Source organism: Chryseobacterium vaccae (assembly GCF_009602705.1).
Lineage (GTDB): Bacteria > Bacteroidota > Bacteroidia > Flavobacteriales > Weeksellaceae > Chryseobacterium > Chryseobacterium vaccae.
On sequence record NZ_VSWH01000001.1, the window covers coordinates 1,331,688 to 1,353,457 of the forward strand.

A 21,770-nucleotide genomic window follows, 5' to 3' on the forward strand; every position below is an offset into this window, starting at 1 on the left:
TTAGTTACAAGATTGCGGAAGCTCCAGAACTTGCAATTTCTTTATCCTGATCTGTTGTCCCACCAGAGCTACCAATGGCACCGATAACAATACCATCCTTATTTTTTATCACAACACCACCTGCAATTGTCAACAGGCCGTCATTCGAATTAATCATGCCATATGAGTGAAGTTCTGCTCCCGCAATAATTGTCCCCATAACATCACTGTCCACACCGAACATTACAGCTGTTTTTGCTTTTTTTATTGCAAAATCAACAACTCCATAAACACTATCTAATCTGGCAAAAGCGACCAAATGCCCTCCCGTGTCTACAACTGCAATACTTACAGGTAAATTTAAACTTCTTGCTTTTTCAATTGCAGTATTTAATACCAAATTTGATTGTTCATAACTGATATTCATTTTATTTATATTTTATTATTTTGAATTATCCTCTCTTAATGGGCTGTATTTTTTAAAATTTTTTCTAAAACGTCTCTCCCCTATTTCAACATCGTACGTTTTTCCTTTTCTACACTACAACATAAGCAGCTAAAATTGACAAAGAACCATTTAACTCATCCTGTAATAATCATAATGTAAAATTAAAACAATCAAAATGAGGTTTATAGTTTTATTTAGCTCAATTTTATATTTCTAAAAAGTCCAATGATTTAGAATACACATAGCCAGATCAGCGTAAAAATTCTTTATTTAATACATTTGCAAAATGAGATTGTTATTTAATCTACAACACTGATCAAGTATAAATCTCGCCAAAAGCAAAATATTGTATTTTTGAACAGATTGCTTTTACCCTAATGAACAGAGCTACTTTATTTAAAGGCGATATTCTTTGAGTGAAATTGATATAATAAAGATTTTGAAAAGTTCAAAGGTCTTATCCCATACCTGTTATCTTTAGCTCCTTTAAATCAAGCTGCAATTCGGCATTACGAATTTCATCATCACTAAAAAACTTCTCCTTCCGAAGTTTGAATAATTCCTTTCGCTGCAAAGCATAAATTAATAATAAGTTACTATCATAAATTTCCTTCTTTTTATTTTCCAGTGAAAGTGTATTCTTGTTCAAGGAATCATTCTCACTCTCCAGCTCTGCTTTATAATATTGTAAAACTTCAATTTCCTGAACATTATCAGTTCTTTTATTATTTACATAGTTCAAAGCAACAGTATTCAATCTAAACTGAATACCAACCCTTTGTTTATCCTCAGGAACTATTTCGTCGATTTCGCGTACTTTTATCAATCTGATTAAAAACGGAAGGCTTAGTCCCTGAAAAACAAGGGTAACAAAAATGACAATAAAAGTGATAAAGATTATCAGGTTACGATGTGGAAACCGAACATCGTCGTTAATCATTATGGGAATGGATAATGCTGTAGCCAATGAAACAACTCCCCGCATTCCTGACCAGCTGAGCACCATAGATCCCTTCCATCCTCCTGATGGATTCATTCTTGCTTTAGCGCTCATTAAACGGAGAAGATAAGTGGATGAAAATACCCAAAGAAAACGAACCCCTATTGTAATTACACTTATTGCCACTCCATATTTTACAGCGTCCATAATTGAATATCCTTCCAAGCCAGAAACTATTTCCGGAAGCTCCAGACCAATCAATATAAAGACCAGCGCATTCATTACAAAGATCATGGTAGTCCACACTCCGAGCATATTCAATCTTGTACTTCCTGTCTGAAATACTTCATGAGATCGGTAAGACATAAAAAGTCCACCAGTTACAACAGCCATCACTCCCGAGTAATGGAACTGTTCAGCAATTAGGAAAAGAATATAGGGGGTCATCACCGTCAAAACTCCATCAATTGCAGGGGTTGTCGGAAGGAATCTATGGATAACATACATCATATTAGCACCAATCAGACCGATGACAATTCCCATTCCTGCTACAAGAAAAAAATCACCGGTTGCTTCCTCCATTGAAAAAGTGCCTGACAAAACAGCAATTAAGGCAAATTTGAATACGATCAGTGAGGATGCATCATTAATCAAACTTTCCCCTTCTAAAATTGTCATCAATCTTTTGGGAACATTCATTCCTTTGAGAACTGTGGCGGCAGCCACTGCATCGGGCGGTGAAACAATTCCCCCTATCAAAAAACCGAGAGCGACTGTAAAACCAGGAATAAGGGCGTAAGATGAGAATGCTATTATTGAAGAAGTAAAAAAAACAAGCCCAAAAGCAAGTAAGGCAATTGGATATTTCCATTTCCAAAAATCATTCCACGAAGTATACCAAGCTGCTTCATATAGCAATGGTGGAAGAAAAATCAAAAAAATGAGATCCGGATCCAAATGAAGTAAAGGAACCCCCGGTATGAAACTGATGCCCAGTCCGGCAACTACCAAAAAAATTGGGTAGGCTATTTTCACCTTATTGGCAAGTAAAACCAACAGCATTACCACAAAAAGCAAACCTAATATGATTAATAAATTGTTATGCATAAAAATTATAGCTTTAAAGATCAATAGAATTAATAATTATGGTTTTCATTACTTCTGTTAAATTCATAGTAAGTTTTATTATTACCTTTTAAACAAACCTAAATTTTCTAGAGATATAGTAAAAATGAGCCATCCAAGATGCTTGTTTCCTAATATTCTGTCAGTCTGGTACATATATATAATCTGAGGATTAAGCCATTCTAAAAGCTTTATTTCTCCACCAAGAATAATACGATTTCTATTAATTGTTCCATTATCAAGGTTTAAAAAAACTTCATCATAAAGATAGATGTTTAGCTCTTTTTTTAATAATTGGGTCCTATGGTTTATTCCTAGTCGATTTCTATAGAACGACAGGTCAGCCAAGTCTTTCCTAAAGCGGTAAAAATACATATTACGGTCTGTAATTGTCCAATTTTTAGCAACCGGAAACGAAAAGACAGCACTTGCCAGGATCTGATGCTCATATAATGTGGAAATACCATCAGGTTTTATACCAGCATAGGTATAACCTGGAATAAAGGTCAGGTATTTATTAATCACAAAACTGGGCAGAACAACCAACGCCTTTAAATTGTCACTTGGACTATATCCTGCGTATATTGTCAGTTTATTGTTTTTAAAAGTATTTGCACTTACTCCGGCTACAAAAAAAGAACTTTTGCCATCTATATCCTGAGCGTATAAGGAATTTACATTTATTACAAACAAAAAAATAGCGACAAATAAAGTCTTGTTTTTCATAGTATTATTTATTCTATTTCTGTTGTAGTGGCTTTATACTTTAATTTAAAAGAAGAATAAAAATGTGACAGATTCTCAAACCCAATGTCAAGATAGAAATCTATTGGTTTCTGCTTTTTATATTTAATCAGATGGTAGGCCTCCTCTAATCTTTTATTTTTGAGCCATTGTTTAGGTGTACAATTAAAGATCTTTGAAAAATTCCGTTTAAATGTTGAAATACTCGTACCAGTTAATTTTGCAAAGGTTTCTAAGGGTACATTGAACATAAAGTTTTTATTCATAAAACCTTCAAGATCATTTTTTTGTGACTCTGAAAAATCAAATAAAACGTATCCAAAAACCGGATTACTATCTATAAGTAATTCTATAACCTCTTTGATTTTCCCATCCACCAATATTGCAGTTGCTTGTTTTGTTTTATTGATATAAGGAGCTAACAAGAGAAAGTAACTGTGTAAAAATTCACTGGGCTCAAAAATAAACTCATCGACTTCATGATAATGTTCTTTGATTTCTATTTCATTTTCTATTGCATACTGTTTTAAAGTTGCATTATCCAATGTAATTGTAATAAATTTATAAACACCTGATTTTGACGGATAATTAGTAGTTCGGAATAATTGGTTTTTTCTTAATAATACCGCCATATTCTCTTTGATCAAATGAGTACTTTGTTCAAGAAGTATATGGGTTTCCCCTGCCAGTTGAAAACCTAAAATATGTTCACCATAGAAATCTTCTTTTCCTCGCTGAGCTTCATATAAACATGAATACTCCAGCCTGTCAAATATAAATTCGCTCATTGTCTTCATAGGTTCATTTTTTGTTATTTGTTTCACCTGACCGGAATACCCAATTATTATTACCAAAGCTATTTGAAGAAATATCGCGCTATTAGAGCAATATTCTTAATTCGATATAATGATAGAGTTCTCTTTACAAAATTACAGGTAAACAAATCATAGTTTTATATGTATTTAGCTCAAGTACATATTGCTAAAAGGCTCAAGTCGACTTTAAATCGCTCTATAAATTAAAAATATAGAAAACTTCACCATCAAAAATGATATAGATTCATAGGTGTAAAGAAGAAAAATAAAAAAAACCGTCCTTTCTGGACGGTTCGCTTAATGACAAACAATATAGTATTAACCTCTTACAGATTGTCGTCAGACAGTAAATTTAATTTACTTGGCCCAATATTGAAGGATTCTTCCTTCATAATTACTATCGGGTCTTTGATTGAATCTGTGAGGTCTCCAGTTTGCCCATCCGGCAGAACATGAACTGGCTCCTCCATAATCATCCGTACTGTTTGAACATGTACCAATGTGGTGATTAAGTTGTGCTTCAATACTCATCCAGATCCCAAACGTATCATTAAGATCATACTTATTAAAGGTTGCCTGACTTCCATTGCTGGAAGTATAAGTTAAATTATTGCCTGGCGTATTTGAACCTGCATAGCCCACACCTCCCCATATTCCAGTAAAATCTCCTGAAAGACTGTATAAGCCAGGTATAAGATAAGCAAAGTTCTGATTATTGATTTGATAAAATGTGTCACCAGTTGTTGGCTTTCCAAAATTAAAGCCAAAAAGTTTCCCAGTGGATGTATTTCCCCTTGTACTATAGTTTCCTGTTGCAGGGTTTCCATCTGTAATTTCAACATTTAGATAATTATTAGGAACCCATACATCACTTATTGGGGCTACGGTACTACCTTCAACCTGACTGGCAGATGCTCCTATGGCTGTATTATGCCCCTTTTCTTTAATGCTGAATCTATATTGCTTATTTGTACTATGACTACCAATGTTATTGACAACCGCAGAAGGAAGTGAAAAAGCATATTCATTAAAAACTCCGGTTTCTGTTGTTATTAAATTTCTCGACGGCTGATTTCCGATGGGCTGATTATAGCTTTTCTCAACTATCAGGATCTGTCTTTCCGAAAGTGATCTTATGAGTGTCCAACCTCCATTGCTCATATCACAATAGGTTTTGTACTTGTTTCCCGATGCATCTTTTATCCAATAATACCCATCCGTAGAAGACGAAGCAGTGGTTAAAATATCGGTACATCGGTTTGCAGGGTTTACAAATGTTCCTATTGAAGTTTTTGCTGTAACTGCTACCGAACATGAGGAAGCTCCTCCAGGTGAAGTAAAGGAATAAATGTTGGTACCAGGAGCAGTAGGCGTACCTTGGCCAAATAATCTAATGCTTGTTGTGGATGAAGTAACGCTGATGGAACCAGACGAAAATTTAATTCCATTGATCATGGCCGTTTCCACAACAGCTGTTCCCGGTGTAGTTACCGAAGTAACAGGTACATCAATATAATTTGTTCCATCTAATGCGATAGAGCTAGAATAAGTACCATTTACTGTCGCTGCACTACAATTAAGATTAAAGGTCGTAGATGATCCGCCCACATTTACCGTTGGGAGTACACACCCTGGATTAACTGCTATTCCATTGAAACTTAATGAGAGCGTATTATTCTGGGGGCCATTAACCGGTGTTCCCTGCCCATCAAGAACTACGGTTTGAGAACCGGTTTGGGAAAAGACTCCTGATTTGTTAAAGGAATATCCATTGGATGTGTTTCCAACAATTTGATAAGTCCCAATCTCCGTTACATTAATAACCAAAGTATATGTATTGTTACTGTTTAGAGCTGTTCCTGCAGTGAATATTCCTGAAGGGCCTGTGGGAGGTGTACAGCTGATAATATTGAATGAAGCAGGTTCATACGTCCCACATAAACTCTGCCATCTCGAAGTGCTGGTAACGTAATAATTAAAACAGTTGGTTGTTGTATTGTATATCAACAAACCATTGGCAGGAGAGACAATGGCTGAGCGTTCACTCTTTGACAACCGAGGAACCAGCAGCCCTCTATTCGAAGCAGTGATATCCAGCTGGGCACTGGGATCAATGGTGGAACTACCGATGCCAATTTGTCCCGTCTGATAGATATTCTCTGTGCTCAAGGTAGCTCCAGATCCCGTAGCCTTGGATATCCAGGGTTCACTTCCTCCAGTGGAAATCCATAAGCTATTAGGAGCATCATAATAGTAATAACCCGGGCCATGCACTTTTGCTGTCTTTCCTGAAATTCCGACACCATCAGTAACGAATATCATTACACCATTCTGATTATCTCCATAATCACCATCTTTTGCCGCCAAATCCGTGACCGTAAAGCTGGGAATCAACAGTCCTTCCGGGGTATTGACTTTGTTTGTCTTTTTAACATCGAGAGTTGCTTGAGGATTGGGAGTGTTTATTCCAACTTGTCCATAAAACATTCCAATTCCCATAAAAAGTGCCATGCAAAATGTCTTTTTTTTCATATTTGAGGTTTAATTAACATTGTCTCTTATTGTGTTTTTAACTTTGCCATATTAATTCTATTGATCGAAATTATATGGCCTTTTTATACATATTTGCCGATTAATACATTTTTAAAAATGAATTAATCGGCAAATTTAGCATCCAGACTCTACATACATATTTTAAAAAAGTCCAAATAAGAGTCTCTATTTAGTCCTAGTTTTTATAACAGTTTGTTTGGAGCAATTTTTTATAAAATTCTTCTGTTTTCTTCAATCGTATTTTTATACACTGTAGAACTATTAGCATTTATAAGTTATTGATCAAATAGTCATTTGTCCTAATTCAATTTCGGGATATTTCCTAACTTATTCCTCATTAAGATTGATTTCTCTTTGTGTAAACACAAAAAAGAACAATCATTTTCCATTTTTTATATTTTTAATAGTGTTAAAAATAATTAATCATGAAAACGACAATTGAAGAACTGTTTGCAGAAAAAATAAGCAATCATCATAGTACATGAAATACTGTATTAGATAATACTCAACCTCAAAACTATATTTGCAATCATTGGAAAGTAGAAATTAACCCAGATATCACGACTAATACTGACGACGGACATTTATAGTTAGTGATGGTTACCTCTCTTCCATAATTACATTAGTCAAAGGATACAACCTTTAACCTGTATTTTACAACAAATGTTTTATCGCAAAAGGAAAGTTCGAATTCAAAAATTCAGGACAATTGAGGATAATGGATATTAATATTGAGACAGATATCTTCTAACGACCATATTTTTGATGTAAAAAAGATAAAATGGTAGAAAAAGGAACAAGAAAATCCGAATTTCACACTACAACTAAGCACTCCACCATCCATATTATCTTCCATATTAATACCCAGAATAAAGTATTACCTTATAAAGTATAAAATTTATAAAAAGATAGGTAGTGAAAAAAAACTAATTTAGCACAACAAATCAATATCATAAAAATATTAACCATGAAAAATTAATTTATGAAAAATTTACACTAAAAAACTACCCTCTGCTCTAATACTCTCAAAATCAAACATTCTTGAAAGTAAGCAGAGCACCACTATCAACCCTAACATAGAGCCGAACTTTTAATCAATCCATTGTTTTTACCGTCAACCGCGATTGATTTGAGATTGAAACCCTCCAATCTCTTACATATCTACATCATAAAAGGATAAAATTTTGAATTAAGTTGCATTTTAAATAGAGGCTTCTTGCTGATATATGTAAACTTGATTTCATTGTACAATCTTTTAAATATCTGCCTATTTCCGCTTGAGAACACGAGTTGGAAATAACTATTCTCCTATGTAAAATTAAAAACAATAAAAATCATGAACACATTTGAATTACTTAACAATCAATTTAAGTACCCCCTTCCCAACATTAAAAAATCCTAATGCAGAATTATTACAGGATATTACCGAAAATCAATGGATTGATGGAGAATACCTTTGGCTGTATGAGCAAAACCATGATCTTCGTAAAAAGTACAAGAAAACTAAAACAGCACATATTGCTGCCCAATGGTTTCCTACTGCCTCACCTGATAGATTCAAACCGATTTGCAGGCTTATGCTGTGGACCCTTTACAATGATGATCTTTATGAAGAGAGTGGACCCCGAAAATATTGATCATGTCCGTCTACAGTCAATAGCAGTATTAAAAGGTGAAATAAGTGGTGAAAATTCAGGAATACCTTTAGGAAAAATGTTAGCTTCTCTAAGAGAAGAATTACTACAATTTATCCCAGAAGAATCAATCTCTCGTTTCACACAAATGATTGACAGATATTTTATGGGTTTGGAAACGGAGCTCACATATAAAAAGAAGAAAACTTTCCCTACAGTAGAGGAATGCATTGCATTGAGAGAAAATTCAATTTGTCTCTATCCATTTTTACAGCTTACAGAAGTGGAAACCGGTATCATCCTTCCTCAGGAAATTCATGAACATCCTGTAATTCGTCGTTTACAAGCTCTTGCCTGCATTTTCCCTCTATATATCCTATCAATATATTCGAGTAGTTTCTCAAGACTTATTTAATAACCCATCTTTCAGGAACGACAATATACCGTCCGAATCCGCCGTTGGTATTCATCCCCAAATCAAAACCTGTTACCAAAACCTCATCTCCGCTTTTCCACACTTCAACCGTTCCGGCAGCATCGACTCCCGGTATGTCGGGGTATTTCCTAGTCACACCTTTATTGCCTTTGGCGGATAATGCATCTTATAATTAAGAGAACTGTACTCTACTCTTATCAATACTTTCCCATCAGGAATATCTTCAATTTGCTTTTCTACAATTTTTGAGCTGTAAGTGCCACCTTCCTGCTCTGCAGTTTCTAAAACCTGATATGTTTTGGCCATAATGAGTTTTTTTGTACTAATTTAATAAACAGAAGAAACTTCTTTACCTTCAAACTTCAACTGACGGAACCTACTGTTTTCACGCAGTAATTCGATATCATAACCGCTTTTTTCATTCAGATAAATCTTAAGTTCAGCTTTCACAAGATTTCCAGACATCAGATGGCCCGCAAATTTTCTATCATCTGAAATAAAATGAAAATGAAACGGAGAAAGATCAACATTACTTAATAAAGATGGAGTAAAATAACCGACCATTGTTCCTTTAATATTTTTTGCCTTGTATTGAGGCCTCACCTTCATTAAAGTTGCAAGCTCAGTGGTATCGTCGGGAGAAACAGGATCTGCCCCTCCCACAGTAATATCTGCCCAGGTTCCTTCAATTTTAATAGCATAAGGTAGATTCTGAGTGGTTAACATTTCCTGAACTTTACCTTGTAATTCCTTGAAACTTCCCGTGAAAGATAATTTTTTCTCGACATCAGGATTAAAATAAGTGAGTGAAGTAAAGGGCGATTTCAGATTTTCTGATGCTACCTCCACCTTTCCGGAGGATTGAATCCTGTAAACAATTCCATCCAGAGCAATAAGTTCTCCGTCGAGATGATTAAATGTTCCCAGTCCGAAATCTCCGTGTGTTTTTAATTCTTTAACAGTGTGAGTTCCTTCGTAAATTCCTCTGCGCATTGCATCAATCATAGAATAATGCCAGATTCGTTCATCCTGATATTTTTTTTGACTTTTAACAGGCTGTTGCGCAATACCTGAAAAAGGAGACAGCAAAGCCAGAAGAGATAGATTAAAGATTGTTTTTTTCATAATAATAAATGGAAATGATTGTGTGTAAAATTTCAGATAAAAATCTATTTTTTCTCAAAATAATTATCCTTTCCCTCAATCCAGTCTTTTCTTGCCGGACTGAAAAAATCGATGTCAATGGTATCATCCTCCAATGCAGTAAAACTGTGCGGAACATTAGGTGGAATAATGATTCCCTGCCCTGCTTTCACAATATATTCTTTGTCCAGAATATTCACTTTTACACTTCCTTTGGTAATCAGAGAATATTGTTCGTTGATGTGTTGATGAATGGGAACCACTGCTCCTTTTTTATACGTAAAATATCCTATAGTTCCCTGTTCGCCGGAAATCATTCCTCTTGTGAGAAGCTCATTCACAGGTTTTGTTGGTAATTCTTTTAATGTAAATGTCTGTACATTTTGTGCAGAAACGGTTGCTGCAAAAAACAGACTTATGTTTAATAGTAAATTCTTCATTTTATAAAATTTTAATTGATTGGGTTTTAAATTTTAATTCTAAACACTTTAAAAGGCTTTTTAAACTGTTCTTTCCCATCGTGAAACCAGGGCATCAGCTGAATCTGAGAGTTGGAAATATATAAATACCCATCATCAGAAATGCTGTAACTGTCTGGCCAAATCAGCTTTTCATCATCCTTTACAATTGTCTGCATTTTCAAATCCGGAGTCATTTTTACAATTGAATTTTTCTCCAAATCTCCCAAATACAAGTTTCCTTTTTTATCGAAAATCATCCCGTCTGTCGTAATAAATTTTCCTAAATCTTCTACATTTTTGTTTAAAACAGCTTCATTTGTTTTAAAATCTCTCAACAAATCGGTTTTAATTCTGTACATACGATTATCCGTAAGCGGTTTATAGTATAAATATTGATTATCAGGGGTCAGCGCAATACCATCTGAATTTACCTTTAAAAGAGAACCATCGCCTTTTTTAAGTTCCTTTCCTAAAGGAGAAAAATGATAATTCGGGTCAGATTTAACTGAAGAAGAATTGGCTAAAACCAATCTGGATTCTCCTGTATTAATATTTAAAACCACAATTCCACCCGTATTTGAATTGGTTAAATATGCAAAGCCATTCTGGTTATCCACACGAACATCATTGATGTAAACATTTTCACCCCCTGCACTTTCAGGAAACCTATAGATTTTTTCAATTTTATTGGTAGCTAAATTAATTTTCACCACTTTACTGCTATGCTGATACACTTTTCCAAGCCCGATTCCTGCAGCATCTACCACCCAAAGAAACCCTTTATCATCGGTAACTACAGACTGCACGGTCACAAATTTGTTTTGTCCGTCTTCACCTTTTTTAAAGCTGTTCCATTCTGCATTGGGATAAGGAACCGGTTTTCCGTCTTTTACCTCAACAACTGAATAAGAATGCGTGTCCAGCCAATAGGGATAATTCACAAAAACCCGGTTATCTTTTGCAACGGCAACACCCGTTAATTGATAAGTGCTGTCCGAGAAAACCTCTTCTAACTGTGCATTTTTTTCTGTTGAAATTTCATTCTCAGACTTTGGATTTGCCTGATTGGGAGATTTGTTGCAGGCTGTCAATGAAACCAATGCCATTGCCAATACTGTTATATTTTTTATGTTCATTTTATTAATTTTAAATGTTAGATTTTATAGAGTAACTACAATTTTACCAACCGTTCTGCCTGTTTCCTGTTCCAGATGTGCCTCTCTCATTTGCTCGAAAGGAAAAGTTTTTGATACGTGAGGCTTTACAGCACCACTTTCCAATAAAGAAGCAATCTGTTTCATATCTTCACCACTGGATTGTACGAGAATGAAATACCCCTTTACCCCTTTAGATTCTGCTTTGGAAGTTACTTCTTCATTCAAACCTGTTGGAATACTGATGATTGAACCGCCTTCTTTCGTCACTTCAAGGGAATGGCCGATATTGTCCCCGCCAATGGTATCCAATACAAAATCAAAAGTTCTGCCCGCTGATTTCCAGTCGAAACCGTGATAATCAATATGTGAATCCGCGCCTAAACTCAAAACAAAATCTTTGTTTTTTGAAGAAGATGTCCCTGTCACTTTCGCTCCTAAATGTTTGGCAATCTGTACCGCAATATGTCCCACTCCACCTGCAGCCGCGTGAACCAAAACATTTTGACCTTCCTGAATATTCGCATTGTGAACCAAAGCCTGATAGGCCGTAAGCGCAACCAAAGTGGAAGCTGCCGCATCTTCGAAAGAGATGTTTTTTGGTTTTAAAGCTAATTGACTGTCCGGAGCTGCAACATATTCCGCGTACGCTTTGCCGTGCCCGGGGAAATTAACCATTCCGAAAACCTCATCGCCCACTTTAAAATCTGAGCTTTGGGTTTCTTCTACAATTCCAGAAATATCCCAACCCAAAATCAATGGATTTTCTGTTTTTATTCTTCCGTAAACACCTTTTCCAGCACGGCTTTTTACATCTACCGGATTGATGCTGATGGCTTTTACTTTTACTAAAACTTCGCCTTTGTTAATCGTTGGTTTTGCCAATTCTACGTATTCTAAGTTTTCTACGTTTCCGGCTTCTTTTAATACAATTACTTTCATAATATTGGTATTTTTTAATGTTATTTATTTTTGAATTCCTTTATCGCCTTCGATTCTCGGAAAATTAACGAAAAATTTTCCATCCGAACTTGTTGTAACACCATTCCAGACTATATCAGATGTTGCAACTGTTTCTAATTGTGCATTCGATAGTCCGAAGAAAACAAATACTGTAAGAAGGTTGAATTTAGTTTTCATTTCAGTTTGATTTTCAATGATTTTGATAAGCCAAAGGTAGAAGCATTACAGCTGAATAAATAATACATTTCGGGGGAAGAATAGCACATATTTACAGAAATAAAAAAGACTGTATCAAAGCGAAACAGTCTTCTATATAATTATAATTGATTTAAATTCAATTCATCTGCGATTTCCTGAATTCCAATGGTTTCATTCCCGTTTGCTTTTTAAACAATCTCGTGAAATAAGAGGCATTTTCAAAGCCTAATTCATAAGCGATTTCAGCGACTCCCTTTTCTCCCAGTCTCAATAGATTTTTCGCTTCGGAAATCATAAAAATATGAATCAGTTCCATTGCGGTTTTTCCTGTTTCCTGCTTTAATAAATCACTCAGATATCTTGGGGAAACAAAAAGCTGATCGGCCAAAAATGCTACATTAGGAAGTCCGTTTTTCTCCAGCAAACCTTCGCTGATGTATTTTCTCAACGCATCATTGAACTTTGAGGCCGTCTTTCCGGTCACCTGTGCTCTGTCGATAAACTGTCTTTTGTAATATCGCTGTGCATATTTTAAAATCGAGGAAATATGGCTTAAGATAATCTCACGGCTGTATTCATCAGGATTATTAAAATATTCTCCCTGAATTTTTGAGTGAAGTTCCAGAATAATCTGCTCTTCTTTTGGAGAAAGGTGCAAAGCTTCTGTCACTTCATAATCAAAGAAACTATATTTTTCAATTTCCTTGAAAAGCTCGTGACCGTTCAGGTAATCTTCGTGAATCATCAGCATATAGCCTTTTTCTTCAAACTCAAGATTTTTCATCTCGATAATCTGCCTTGGTTTCGCAAAAAACAGACAGCCGTTGTTGTGGTCGTACGGTGTGCGGCCGTACATAAAAATCCCTGATTTTATTTTCTTAAAAGCAATGACATAACAGTCTGTCGTAAATTCCCGATTTCCCAGGGTACACGCCGACTGACAGCCAATCATACTGAAAAGCGGATGTTCCGGAGCGTCCCAATGATTACCCAAGTGTAATTCGGTAAGGGTTTTGTAATGTTGCATCGGTTTAATTTTATCTAAGTTAAAATAATTTACCGGAAACAGGATCTAATTTTATCCTAAAAATAGGTTAATGTATCCTGCCGTAAGCTCCGGGTGCTGATGTTGAGGGCCGTGCCCCACATCATTCAAAATAATATGCTGCATTGTAGGTGCATTTTTCAACAACGGAAACCAGTTTTCTAAAGCTGATATTGTGATCTCCGGAAATCGCCAGAACGGGAGATTTCAGTGTTTTGTAACTTTCTCTGAAGTTCAGCTTATCTTCTTTCATTGTTCCTGAACCTGCAATATATTTCTGGAAAACCTCTATTGTAGAAGGAGTTAATGAACGATGAACGCTCTAATCTCTGCCCTATTCTTTCGTGAGATTCTTTGGCTGGCCGTCTGCTTTTTTCGGAAGCCGGATCAAAGAACAGATAATATTCATCTTCCAAATCATTAATCGGTTTTAAAGCGTGGTCAAAAAACACCTGTTCTATTGGAATTTCATTTTCTCCCGGAGGATTTGTTCCGATTAAAACAGTATCAATTCCCAAATGGTCTGCCAAAGCAGGAACCATATTCGCCACTTCTGAAATTTAATTAATGCCCATGAGCAGCAATACTCACTTCTCTCCAGTTTTGGATATCATTTAATCTTTTTGTGTAAACCTCGTTGACAACGTGATAAGCAATTTTACCAAACAATAATCTTTGCGGAGGATTTTGATTATCAATAAGATTCAAAACTGGCTCTACCGTAGCTTCCGGTTTTCCCCAGGTATCAGGATTATCTCCGCTTTCTGCAAACGCAGCACGCACCGGATTGTAATCTGCAATATCCGAGGAAGTCTGGACTGCTGAAGCTCCTGCCCAATCCGTTGCAAATCCGTTGGGTTCAATTAAAGTAGTTTTGATTCCTAAATGTGCTGTTTCCGAACCGATAGTTTCAATTAAACCTTCCACAGCGAATTTTGAAGCGTTGTATAATCCTAAAAGCGGTAAAGTTGTTAATCCCAAAAAACTGGAAATCTGAATAATATGTCCGTTTTTTTGTTTTCTCATCACGGGTAAAACCGCCTGTACCACCCAAAGTGAACCGAAAAAGTTGGTTTCCATCTGTTCTCTCGCCTGCTGTTCCGTTGTTTCTTCCGTTGTACCGAATAAACCAAAACCTGCATTATTAATCAAGACATCAATTCTTCCGAAATGTTTTTCTACTTGTTCTGTTACTTCAAAAACTTCTGAACGGTTGTTAACATCCAATTTCAAAGGAAGAATATTGTCTCCGTATTTATCTTTCAAATCCCGCAGTGCAGAAATGTTTCTTGCTGTTGCCGCTACTTTGTCTCCTCTTTCCAAAAGTGCTTCTGCCCATAATTTTCCGAATCCTCTTGATGCTCCTGTGATAAAAATTGTCTTTCCCATTTTTAAAAATTTTAATTGTTTTGTTTTTAATTTTGATAGGACAAAGTTATCTCACATCAGAACCAAACTTGTAGCTCATATCAGCGGAAGAATAGCACAGAATTACGAAAAACTTTTTTGATTTAAAATTTTAGCCCACAATCCAATCATTTACTAATATCTTATTCTTCATTGATTAAAATCTTCATTCAACAGTTAAAGACAGTTAAAGCCAACTATGATCTAATTATATCTATTTTGCTTGTTACATGAATAAAAATTATATTGTAAAAAGCTTTGCAACTCCAGAAAACTTAATGCTAGATTTGGGATAGCCAGTTCTTGTTTAATTTGGCTCAAACGAATTAAATATTCTACAAAAGAGTTTGTATAGAGGTGGAAGACGTCACCAACATTCAAACAGCGTTACTTCAAGATTACCCTTCTCAGCCTATCTTCATTCTCATCACCCCAGTACCCTAATGCAGAAATTATCGGAATTAAGGTCTTCCCAAAATCTGTGAGGGAATATTCAACTTTTGGCGGAACAACCGGGTAAATTTTCTTAGTCACGAGCTCGTGCTCTTCAAGCTCTTTCAATTGGATATTTAAAACCCGTCTTGAAGCATCCGGAATTTTACGCTGCAATTCACTGGGACGCAGATGTCCTTCATTGATAAACCATAGCAGACGGATCTTCCATTTTCCGTAAAGGACTTCCCCAATAAGGTCGAGACCGCAGTTTAAATTCAAAGGTATTTTTCTCTCACGCATAAACAAATTTAGCCCAATGTACCCAATTGTACAATAGGGGAAAAAATTATCCCTATGCGATTAGGTTTTCCGTTATTGCCTGAAAGAGTGATAGTTCAGAAATTTGTATCAAAGAATCAGACAATGCAAAATCAATTTAATTACAACAATGAACTTCAAGGTAAAATTGCCCTGGTAACCGGAGGTACGAAAGGAACCGGAAAAGCAATTGCAGAAAGGCTGTTAGAAGCTGGCGCAACGGTTATTATCACCGCAAGAAACGCACCTGAAGAAGAAAAAAGCCACCTTCATTTTATTTCAGCTGATTTAAGTGAGGCAGAAGGAGCTCAAAAAGTAATCAGCGAAGTGCTGTCTCATTACGGCAGGCTGGACATTCTTATCAACAATCTTGGCTCTTCATCAACACCCGCAGGCGGCTTTACCGTGTTATCTGATGAAGACTGGGAGTCAACCCTACGGGCTAATCTGCTTGCTCCTGTTCGACTGGACAGAGGTTTTTTACCCCAAATGATAGAGCGAAAAACAGGGGTTATTATTCACATCGCTTCAATTCAGGGCAAATTGCCTTTGTACGACTCTACTTTGCCGTATGCAGCGGCAAAAGCAGGATTAATCAATTACAGCAAAAGTTTATCTAATGAAGTTACACCCAAAGGTGTTCGTATGCTGACTGTTTCGCCGGGATGGATAAAAACAACGGCAACAGATGCATTTTTGGAAAGGATCGCCAAAGATTCAAATACTTCTGTTGAGGAGGCTCAAAAAAGTGTTATGGATGCGCTTGGCGGAATACCTTATGGCAGACCTGCCGAACCGCAGGAAGTCGCTGAATTAGTAGGTTTTCTTGTTTCACCAAGAGCTAATTATTTAACCGGAACTGAATTTGTCATCGATGGAGGCACTGTGCCAACCATTTAATAATCTTAAAATACAATACAATGAATTTACCAGACATTATCTCAGAATTAGTAAAAGCGCAAAATGAATTTAACAGTTCAGCGTATGCAAATTGTTTTACCGAAAATGCAGAGGTATATGATGAAGGCCAAACCCATAACGGAAAAACTGAAATTGAAAACTGGATTGACAAAGCCAACAAAGAATACCAGGCCACTATGAAACCATTACACTATAATGAAAATGAAAACATCTTATCTGCAGAAGCTTCAGGAAATTTTCCAGGCAGTCCTGTTGTTTTGAAATATCATTTTCAATTATCTGACGGATATATTCAATCATTGAAAATAACAGTTTAATATTTTAGCTGACAAAATTAATCAGAGCTGAGGCTTCCGTAGCCGCAGTTTAATTGGGCTCAATAGAACCAAAATCATCTATAAAAGTGTTTGAAAATAGTCCTGTCTTGGTCACCAACAGCCCAATGGCGTCACTTTAATACAGGTGGCGTCTTTTTTTTAATTCACCGGAACTGTTTTCTACATTAAATTTCTTATACAAATTAATAAATCATTTCAGTTGAACTCATTCTCAATCCCTTAAAAAGTTATCAGCATTCATAAAAATTCGTTATTATCAATTCGCAGCAAAGAACTATATTTAAAAACAAATTTTATATTAAAAAATTGATTTATACAACACTTTTAAATATTGCTGTTTTTCAGGGAATAGTCTTAGGCGTAGTCATTTTAAAATCTTCTCTGTTCAATAGTAATTCAAATAAGTATTTAGCTTACTTACTATTTGCACTTTCCATGGTTTTGCTGAATTATGTTTTTGAAATTGAAGGTGCATTCAGGTCCTATCCTTTGCTACGTTTTCTGGACTATATTGAATGGATATTTTTACCTCCCGTCTTCATTTTCCTTTTTATAATCAACCGGATTGATGATACCATAAAGAACAGACAAAGAACTTATTTGTATTACATTCCGTTTGTTTATTCCTCTACTTTTACTATTATATATCATCTTAATGATATTTTAGGAATTTATAAAATCGAAGATTCCGGCATTTTCATAATCAATATACTTAGACTAATTCAGCTTTTATTTGCCTTTATCATCATCCTGTTTCCACCTTTTTACTCTTATTTTATGATAAAGTACTTAAAAGATCCACAAGAGAAAAAATGGGTAATTGTTTTATTAACTTCTCTCTATTTATTGTTATCTACCTGGCTCATCACGTATATGACCGGCTTCTTTTTTGGAATAGACATTTCCTCTACTATGAGCGGGCTGGCTTTATCGGCAACATTTATCATGCACTGGACAGCTTATATAGGCATTTACAAATACAAACTTGCCAAAAACAAAGATGCCATCTACAATTTTCTAAACAACGATTTGGTTATTATACATCCCAATCTGCAAATTGCAGAAAACAGTATACCGCAAGAAAATAGCCCTGCAGAAGAATCCAGAGAATCTATAACGGCTGACAATCTTTATTTTCAAAAACTTGAACTGCTTTGCAAAGAGCAGCACATGTATACCGACAGTACATTAAACAGAGAAAAAGTAGCTGAAAAACTAGGGATAAGCGCCGGATATGTTTCACAAATTGTAAACACAATAACAGGAGACAACTTTGCCCATTATATCAATCAATACCGGGTGGAAGCCGTGAAGGAAATGATATCAGATCCGGAATATGAAAACTATAATCTGCTGACAATGGGATTGGAAGCCGGCTTTACTTCAAAAACAACTTTTTTTAAAGCCTTTAAAAAAGTTACCGGTCAGACACCCAATGAATATAAAAACACAAGCAAATAAGTACCATTTTGTACATTTTTAAGCTTTTGAAACCCGTTCTAATTTTTATTATTTGAGTTTTGCAGCAAAATAATTCAAATAACTTTTTTATGAAAAAAAAACTTTTACAGCTCATTGTTTTGCTTGCTTTTTATTCTGTCAATGCTCAAAGCGAAACTGATACAAATCCATATCAGAAAAACAATGAAATTAAATTAAATTTACTTTCGCCTTTATCCGGTGCTGTGGAAGTAGGTTATGAACGGTTTCTCAACAAAAATTCATCATTAGGGATTTCTGCATTCAAGGTATATGAGCATTCAACAAATGACGATATGAATTACTATATCTCTCCCTACTACAGGTATTATTTTGGAAAAAAATATGCTTCCGGTTTTTTTGTCGAAGGATTTGGAATGCTTACTTCAATTGATGGAAAAAAAATGTATGCAGCAGACAACGTAACATTCACCGAAGGTAAAGATGTTTATGATCTTGCATTAGGTGCTGGTTTTGGATGGAAACTAGTTACAAAGAAAGGATTTGTTTTTGAAGCCAATACAGCCTACGGAAGACTTGTTTTCAATGCAAATAAAACGGATCACGATCAGGTTCTAAAACTTGGAGTAAGTGTTGGCTACCGATTTTAAAATCAAATACGCCTAAGCAAAACAAGACTTTTGTTTTCCACAAAGATCCTATTACCTTAATACAAATTAAATCATATTATCCGTAAAATATTTGTGCGAGGGTACAATACAATCGAAGTAAACTAAAGTCAAATATTTAATATTAATTAACCTGAATTCGGGTTAAGGAGTTTAAATATAAAAGATTGGAAGATGGAAGAAGGAGGCTGGAATTTACAATGTAATCTTTAATACAGTAAAAAAAATCCCGTTAATACGGGATTTTAGTTTCTTCTATTTAAACTTATTTGATCTCTACAGGAACTGAGATTTTATCCCAATCCATGGTGAATCCATTACTGTTTACTTTATAAACTAAAGTTTCCTGTGTTGTTGGTAAAGCTTTTGTTTTTACATCAACACGTAAAGCATCTTTAGCTTGTTCGTATTTATAAGCTCCCCATTGTTTAGGTTCTTTGTTAAAAATTGCTGTCCAGGTTCCGCTTTGTTTAGGAATTAAGAAAAAGCTGTATTTACCTGCAGGTAGTTTTTTACCCTGAACGGTAATATCTTTATCCGTTTCGAAAGTAGTTGCTTCATTGGCACCCGCACGCCAGACTTTATCATAAGCTTCCAAACCACCCCAGATGGTACGCCCTTTAACAGAAGGACTGCTATAGGCAATGGTAATGGTTGCCTCTTTAATTTTTCCCGTTGCAGTAGCCGGCGGGCTGGCAGGTTTTTTAGTGTCCTGTGCAAAGGCATTCATGGAGATTGTCATTGTCGCAACAAGTACGGCAGCTGATTTAATGATGGATTTCATAATATTTTTGTTTGTATGTTTACTTTGTTCGTTTACGAATTTACTGCTTTCGGCTTATAAAACAATAAACCAATTGCAGAAAATATAATTACCGCCGCTGCCCCAATTACATTAAGCCAAAGGAAAGAAACGATATCAAACTTATAAACGGCAATAACCGCAATTTCTGATAATATTGCAGCAATAAATACATTTGAGCCGGTGATTTTTTTATAGTAAAATGCCACCAGAAAAATCCCCAATATCGGACCGTAGAAAAGAGAGCCTAATACATTCACCGCTTCAATAAGGGAGCCCATTTGAGTAGCAAACATGGCTACGCCGATTGAGAAAATCCCCCAGGCTAAAGTATGCAGGCGGCTATACCTCAATTCGGTGGCATCATCAGGAATTTCTTTTTTAAATATCAAATGAACATCTTTTAATGAGCAGGCGGCCAGGGAATTGAGTGCTGCAGAAATGGAACCCCAACTGGCCAGAAAAATGACGGCAAACAGTAAACCGATCATTCCTACAGGTAAGGTATTTTTTACGAAATACAGGAAAATGTAATTGGTATCTGTTTTCTCGGCATTATAGTTTGATTTATTGATCGCTTCCTCTACCCTGCCGTGAAGTGCTTTTACCTCGGTTTGTGTATTTTTAAAATCCTGAATTGTTTTTTTGAGTTGAGGAGAATTTTCTTCTTTCAGCTTTAGAATTTCTTTGGATTCTGCATTAAATTTTATCTGTAAATCCTGATGCTCTTTTTCAAAAACCGCAGCCTGTTCAGGTTTTGTTTCCTTTAAATATTGATAAGAGCGTTCGTTAAAATAAATCGGAGCCGGTTTCAGAGAAAAGAATGCGAAAAGCAAGGCACCGATCAGGAGAATAGCAAACTGCATCGGAATTTTAACCAATCCATTCAACAGCAAGCCCATTTTTGCATTGGTATTGTCTTTCGCAGTAATGTATCTCCCAACCTGACTCTGATCCGTCCCAAAGTAAGAAAGTGCCAGAAAAAAACCGCCGATCAGCCCGCTCCAGATATTGTATTTGTCTTTCCAGTCGAATTCTGTGGTGATGACATTGAGCTTTCCGGACTTCCCCGCCAGATACAGCGCATCATTAAAACCAATTCCATTCGGCATATTCTGAATAAGCAGATACCCTGCAAAAGCCATGGTTCCCAGAATAATCAGAAACTGTAATTTTTGGGTGTGGGCGATCGCTTTTGCACCGCCAACATAGGTATAAATCAACAGAATACCACCTGTTAAAACATTGGTTAAATAAATATTCCAGTTTAAAACGCTTGATAAGATGATACTCGGAGCATAAATGCTGATTCCCGTTGATAAGCCTCTGGAAAAAAGAAAAAGCAGTGAAGTGAGCACCCTTGTTTTTTTATCAAAACGGTTTTCTAAATATTCATAAGCAGTATAAACGTTTAAGCGCTGAAAAATCGGGATGAAAGTAATGCAGATCACAATCATCGCCAGAGGCAGACCAAAGTAATACTGCACGAAACGCATCCCGTCTGTATACGCCTGGCCCGGTGCTGAAAGAAATGTAATGGCACTGGCCTGCGTGGCCATAATACCAATAAGTACAATGTACCAGGGCATTTTATTATCCGCTTTCAGGTAGGATTCGTTGCTTTTTTGGCCACGACCGATGAATACGCCGTAAACCACCACTGCAACCAATGTAAAAATGAGAACTGTCCAATCTATATTACTCATGCCCAGAATTTAGTAAACCAATAATAAAATACGATCTGCAATACTAATGCAACGGCTAATAGTACGTACCAGATATTCCAATTTTTAAGTTGCTTGT

25 protein-coding genes are annotated in these 21,770 nt (G+C 35.8%); 6 read left to right on the forward strand and 19 right to left on the reverse strand.

From position 1 onward, the window contains the following. Positions 1-4: 4 nt before the first annotated feature. The 5 genes from FW768_RS06040 to FW768_RS06060 form a co-directional block, all read right to left on the reverse strand. The gene (locus FW768_RS06040; RefSeq protein WP_153393677.1) at positions 5-406 is read right to left on the reverse strand and encodes a GlcG/HbpS family heme-binding protein; all 402 of its coding nucleotides are present in this window, start codon (positions 404-406) and stop codon (positions 5-7) included. A gap of 478 nt (positions 407-884) precedes the next feature. Further along, on the reverse strand, positions 885-2,474 hold the full coding sequence (locus FW768_RS06045; RefSeq protein ID WP_153393679.1) for a Na+/H+ antiporter: 1,590 nt from the start codon (positions 2,472-2,474) through the stop codon (positions 885-887). A gap of 81 nt (positions 2,475-2,555) precedes the next feature. Then, positions 2,556-3,218: a DUF2490 domain-containing protein gene (locus FW768_RS06050; protein ID WP_153393681.1), complete on the reverse strand. Its 663-nt coding sequence runs from the start codon at positions 3,216-3,218 to the stop codon at positions 2,556-2,558. A gap of 8 nt (positions 3,219-3,226) precedes the next feature. Next, a complete protein-coding gene (locus FW768_RS06055; RefSeq protein WP_153393682.1) occupies positions 3,227-4,033 on the reverse strand; it encodes a helix-turn-helix domain-containing protein in 807 nt (268 codons plus the stop codon). Positions 4,034-4,408: 375 nt separating this feature from the next. Beyond that, the gene (locus FW768_RS06060; RefSeq protein ID WP_153393684.1) at positions 4,409-6,583 is read right to left on the reverse strand and encodes a fibrinogen-like YCDxxxxGGGW domain-containing protein; all 2,175 of its coding nucleotides are present in this window, start codon (positions 6,581-6,583) and stop codon (positions 4,409-4,411) included. Between the two features lie 1,367 nt (positions 6,584-7,950). On the opposite strand from FW768_RS06060, the gene FW768_RS06065 reads away from it, so the two are divergent. Then, positions 7,951-8,241 carry an isoprenoid biosynthesis enzyme family protein gene (locus tag FW768_RS06065; RefSeq protein WP_153393686.1) on the forward strand — a complete coding sequence of 97 codons (291 nt, stop codon included), beginning with the start codon at positions 7,951-7,953 and terminating at the stop codon, positions 8,239-8,241. Next, positions 8,213-8,653: a terpene synthase family protein gene (locus FW768_RS06070; RefSeq protein WP_153393688.1), complete on the forward strand. Its 441-nt coding sequence runs from the start codon at positions 8,213-8,215 to the stop codon at positions 8,651-8,653. The genes FW768_RS06065 and FW768_RS06070 overlap by 29 nt, the downstream gene beginning before the upstream one ends. Here FW768_RS06070 and FW768_RS23475 read toward each other — a convergent pair. The 12 genes from FW768_RS23475 to FW768_RS06125 all read right to left on the reverse strand — a co-directional run bounded on the left by FW768_RS23475 (position 8,646) and on the right by FW768_RS06125 (position 15,759). Continuing rightward, positions 8,646-8,810: an alcohol dehydrogenase catalytic domain-containing protein gene (locus tag FW768_RS23475; protein ID WP_185151945.1), complete on the reverse strand. Its 165-nt coding sequence runs from the start codon at positions 8,808-8,810 to the stop codon at positions 8,646-8,648. The genes FW768_RS06070 and FW768_RS23475 overlap by 8 nt on opposite strands. Next, positions 8,807-8,980, reverse strand: a complete 174-nt coding sequence (locus FW768_RS23480) for a hypothetical protein (protein ID WP_185151946.1) — start codon at positions 8,978-8,980, stop codon at positions 8,807-8,809. The genes FW768_RS23475 and FW768_RS23480 overlap by 4 nt, the downstream gene beginning before the upstream one ends. A 21-nt stretch (positions 8,981-9,001) precedes the next feature. Next, positions 9,002-9,799: an acetolactate decarboxylase gene (gene budA / locus FW768_RS06080; protein ID WP_153393690.1), complete on the reverse strand. Its 798-nt coding sequence runs from the start codon at positions 9,797-9,799 to the stop codon at positions 9,002-9,004. 44 nt (positions 9,800-9,843) lie between these two features. Next, a complete protein-coding gene (locus FW768_RS06085; RefSeq protein WP_153393692.1) occupies positions 9,844-10,257 on the reverse strand; it encodes a cupin domain-containing protein in 414 nt (137 codons plus the stop codon). Between the two features lie 26 nt (positions 10,258-10,283). Further along, on the reverse strand, positions 10,284-11,414 hold the full coding sequence (locus FW768_RS06090; protein ID WP_153393694.1) for an L-dopachrome tautomerase-related protein: 1,131 nt from the start codon (positions 11,412-11,414) through the stop codon (positions 10,284-10,286). 24 nt (positions 11,415-11,438) lie between these two features. After that, positions 11,439-12,374, reverse strand: coding sequence for an NADP-dependent oxidoreductase (locus FW768_RS06095; protein ID WP_153393696.1), 936 nt, complete (start codon positions 12,372-12,374; stop codon positions 11,439-11,441). Positions 12,375-12,398: 24 nt separating this feature from the next. Beyond that, positions 12,399-12,572, reverse strand: coding sequence for a hypothetical protein (locus FW768_RS06100; RefSeq protein ID WP_153393698.1), 174 nt, complete (start codon positions 12,570-12,572; stop codon positions 12,399-12,401). Between the two features lie 157 nt (positions 12,573-12,729). Further along, positions 12,730-13,620, reverse strand: a complete 891-nt coding sequence (locus FW768_RS06105; protein WP_153393700.1) for a helix-turn-helix domain-containing protein — start codon at positions 13,618-13,620, stop codon at positions 12,730-12,732. Between the two features lie 121 nt (positions 13,621-13,741). Further along, positions 13,742-13,891, reverse strand: coding sequence for a hypothetical protein (locus tag FW768_RS06110; RefSeq protein ID WP_153393702.1), 150 nt, complete (start codon positions 13,889-13,891; stop codon positions 13,742-13,744). Next, complete coding sequence (locus FW768_RS06115; RefSeq protein ID WP_153393704.1) at positions 13,878-14,189, reverse strand: hypothetical protein; 312 nt, start codon at positions 14,187-14,189, stop codon at positions 13,878-13,880. Before FW768_RS06115 ends, FW768_RS06110 begins: the two co-directional genes overlap by 14 nt. A gap of 13 nt (positions 14,190-14,202) precedes the next feature. After that, positions 14,203-15,027: an SDR family NAD(P)-dependent oxidoreductase gene (locus FW768_RS06120; RefSeq protein ID WP_153393706.1), complete on the reverse strand. Its 825-nt coding sequence runs from the start codon at positions 15,025-15,027 to the stop codon at positions 14,203-14,205. Between the two features lie 405 nt (positions 15,028-15,432). Further along, positions 15,433-15,759, reverse strand: a complete 327-nt coding sequence (locus FW768_RS06125) for a winged helix-turn-helix transcriptional regulator (protein ID WP_231128642.1) — start codon at positions 15,757-15,759, stop codon at positions 15,433-15,435. 75 nt (positions 15,760-15,834) lie between these two features. Between FW768_RS06125 and FW768_RS06130 the strand changes: the two genes are divergently transcribed. The 4 genes from FW768_RS06130 (at position 15,835) to FW768_RS06145 (ending at position 19,147) form a co-directional block, all read left to right on the forward strand. Next, positions 15,835-16,698 carry an SDR family oxidoreductase gene (locus FW768_RS06130; RefSeq protein WP_231128643.1) on the forward strand — a complete coding sequence of 288 codons (864 nt, stop codon included), beginning with the start codon at positions 15,835-15,837 and terminating at the stop codon, positions 16,696-16,698. A 20-nt stretch (positions 16,699-16,718) separates the two neighbouring features. Further along, a complete protein-coding gene (locus FW768_RS06135) occupies positions 16,719-17,036 on the forward strand; it encodes a nuclear transport factor 2 family protein (RefSeq protein WP_153393710.1) in 318 nt (105 codons plus the stop codon). 798 nt (positions 17,037-17,834) lie between these two features. Next, positions 17,835-18,518 carry a helix-turn-helix domain-containing protein gene (locus tag FW768_RS23640; RefSeq protein WP_231128644.1) on the forward strand — a complete coding sequence of 228 codons (684 nt, stop codon included), beginning with the start codon at positions 17,835-17,837 and terminating at the stop codon, positions 18,516-18,518. Positions 18,519-18,607: 89 nt separating this feature from the next. Further along, on the forward strand, positions 18,608-19,147 hold the full coding sequence (locus FW768_RS06145) for a DUF3575 domain-containing protein (RefSeq protein ID WP_153393714.1): 540 nt from the start codon (positions 18,608-18,610) through the stop codon (positions 19,145-19,147). 283 nt (positions 19,148-19,430) lie between these two features. Here FW768_RS06145 and FW768_RS06150 read toward each other — a convergent pair whose 3' ends face one another. Further along, on the reverse strand, positions 19,431-19,949 hold the full coding sequence (locus FW768_RS06150) for a DUF2911 domain-containing protein (RefSeq protein ID WP_153393716.1): 519 nt from the start codon (positions 19,947-19,949) through the stop codon (positions 19,431-19,433). A gap of 32 nt (positions 19,950-19,981) precedes the next feature. Beyond that, positions 19,982-21,673 (reverse strand): sodium:solute symporter, encoded by a 1,692-nt coding sequence (locus FW768_RS06155; RefSeq protein WP_153393718.1) that lies wholly within the window; start codon positions 21,671-21,673, stop codon positions 19,982-19,984. Positions 21,674-21,770: the final 97 nt, after the last annotated feature.

Bases quoted from the DNA above. Each gene is read 5' to 3' on its own strand.
- FW768_RS06055 (WP_153393682.1), bottom strand. From the start codon at position 4,033: ATGAAGACAATGAGCGAATTTATATTTGACAGGCTGGAGTATTCATGT.
- FW768_RS06150 (WP_153393716.1), bottom strand. From the start codon at position 19,949: ATGAAATCCATCATTAAATCAGCTGCCGTACTTGTTGCGACAATGACA.
- FW768_RS06145 (WP_153393714.1), top strand. From the start codon at position 18,608: ATGAAAAAAAAACTTTTACAGCTCATTGTTTTGCTTGCTTTTTATTCT.
- FW768_RS06050 (WP_153393681.1), bottom strand. From the start codon at position 3,218: ATGAAAAACAAGACTTTATTTGTCGCTATTTTTTTGTTTGTAATAAAT.
- budA (WP_153393690.1), bottom strand. From the start codon at position 9,799: ATGAAAAAAACAATCTTTAATCTATCTCTTCTGGCTTTGCTGTCTCCT.
- FW768_RS06105 (WP_153393700.1), bottom strand. From the start codon at position 13,620: ATGCAACATTACAAAACCCTTACCGAATTACACTTGGGTAATCATTGG.
- FW768_RS06100 (WP_153393698.1), bottom strand. From the start codon at position 12,572: ATGAAAACTAAATTCAACCTTCTTACAGTATTTGTTTTCTTCGGACTA.
- FW768_RS06130 (WP_231128643.1), top strand. From the start codon at position 15,835: ATGCGATTAGGTTTTCCGTTATTGCCTGAAAGAGTGATAGTTCAGAAA.
- FW768_RS06070 (WP_153393688.1), top strand. From the start codon at position 8,213: ATGAAGAGAGTGGACCCCGAAAATATTGATCATGTCCGTCTACAGTCA.
- FW768_RS06110 (WP_153393702.1), bottom strand. From the start codon at position 13,891: ATGAAAGAAGATAAGCTGAACTTCAGAGAAAGTTACAAAACACTGAAA.
- FW768_RS06040 (WP_153393677.1), bottom strand. From the start codon at position 406: ATGAATATCAGTTATGAACAATCAAATTTGGTATTAAATACTGCAATT.
- FW768_RS06120 (WP_153393706.1), bottom strand. From the start codon at position 15,027: ATGGGAAAGACAATTTTTATCACAGGAGCATCAAGAGGATTCGGAAAA.
- FW768_RS06155 (WP_153393718.1), bottom strand. From the start codon at position 21,673: ATGAGTAATATAGATTGGACAGTTCTCATTTTTACATTGGTTGCAGTG.
- FW768_RS06085 (WP_153393692.1), bottom strand. From the start codon at position 10,257: ATGAAGAATTTACTATTAAACATAAGTCTGTTTTTTGCAGCAACCGTT.
- FW768_RS06095 (WP_153393696.1), bottom strand. From the start codon at position 12,374: ATGAAAGTAATTGTATTAAAAGAAGCCGGAAACGTAGAAAACTTAGAA.
- FW768_RS06090 (WP_153393694.1), bottom strand. From the start codon at position 11,414: ATGAACATAAAAAATATAACAGTATTGGCAATGGCATTGGTTTCATTG.
- FW768_RS06135 (WP_153393710.1), top strand. From the start codon at position 16,719: ATGAATTTACCAGACATTATCTCAGAATTAGTAAAAGCGCAAAATGAA.
- FW768_RS06045 (WP_153393679.1), bottom strand. From the start codon at position 2,474: ATGCATAACAATTTATTAATCATATTAGGTTTGCTTTTTGTGGTAATG.
- FW768_RS23640 (WP_231128644.1), top strand. From the start codon at position 17,835: ATGATAAAGTACTTAAAAGATCCACAAGAGAAAAAATGGGTAATTGTT.
- FW768_RS06060 (WP_153393684.1), bottom strand. From the start codon at position 6,583: ATGAAAAAAAAGACATTTTGCATGGCACTTTTTATGGGAATTGGAATG.
- FW768_RS23480 (WP_185151946.1), bottom strand. From the start codon at position 8,980: ATGGCCAAAACATATCAGGTTTTAGAAACTGCAGAGCAGGAAGGTGGC.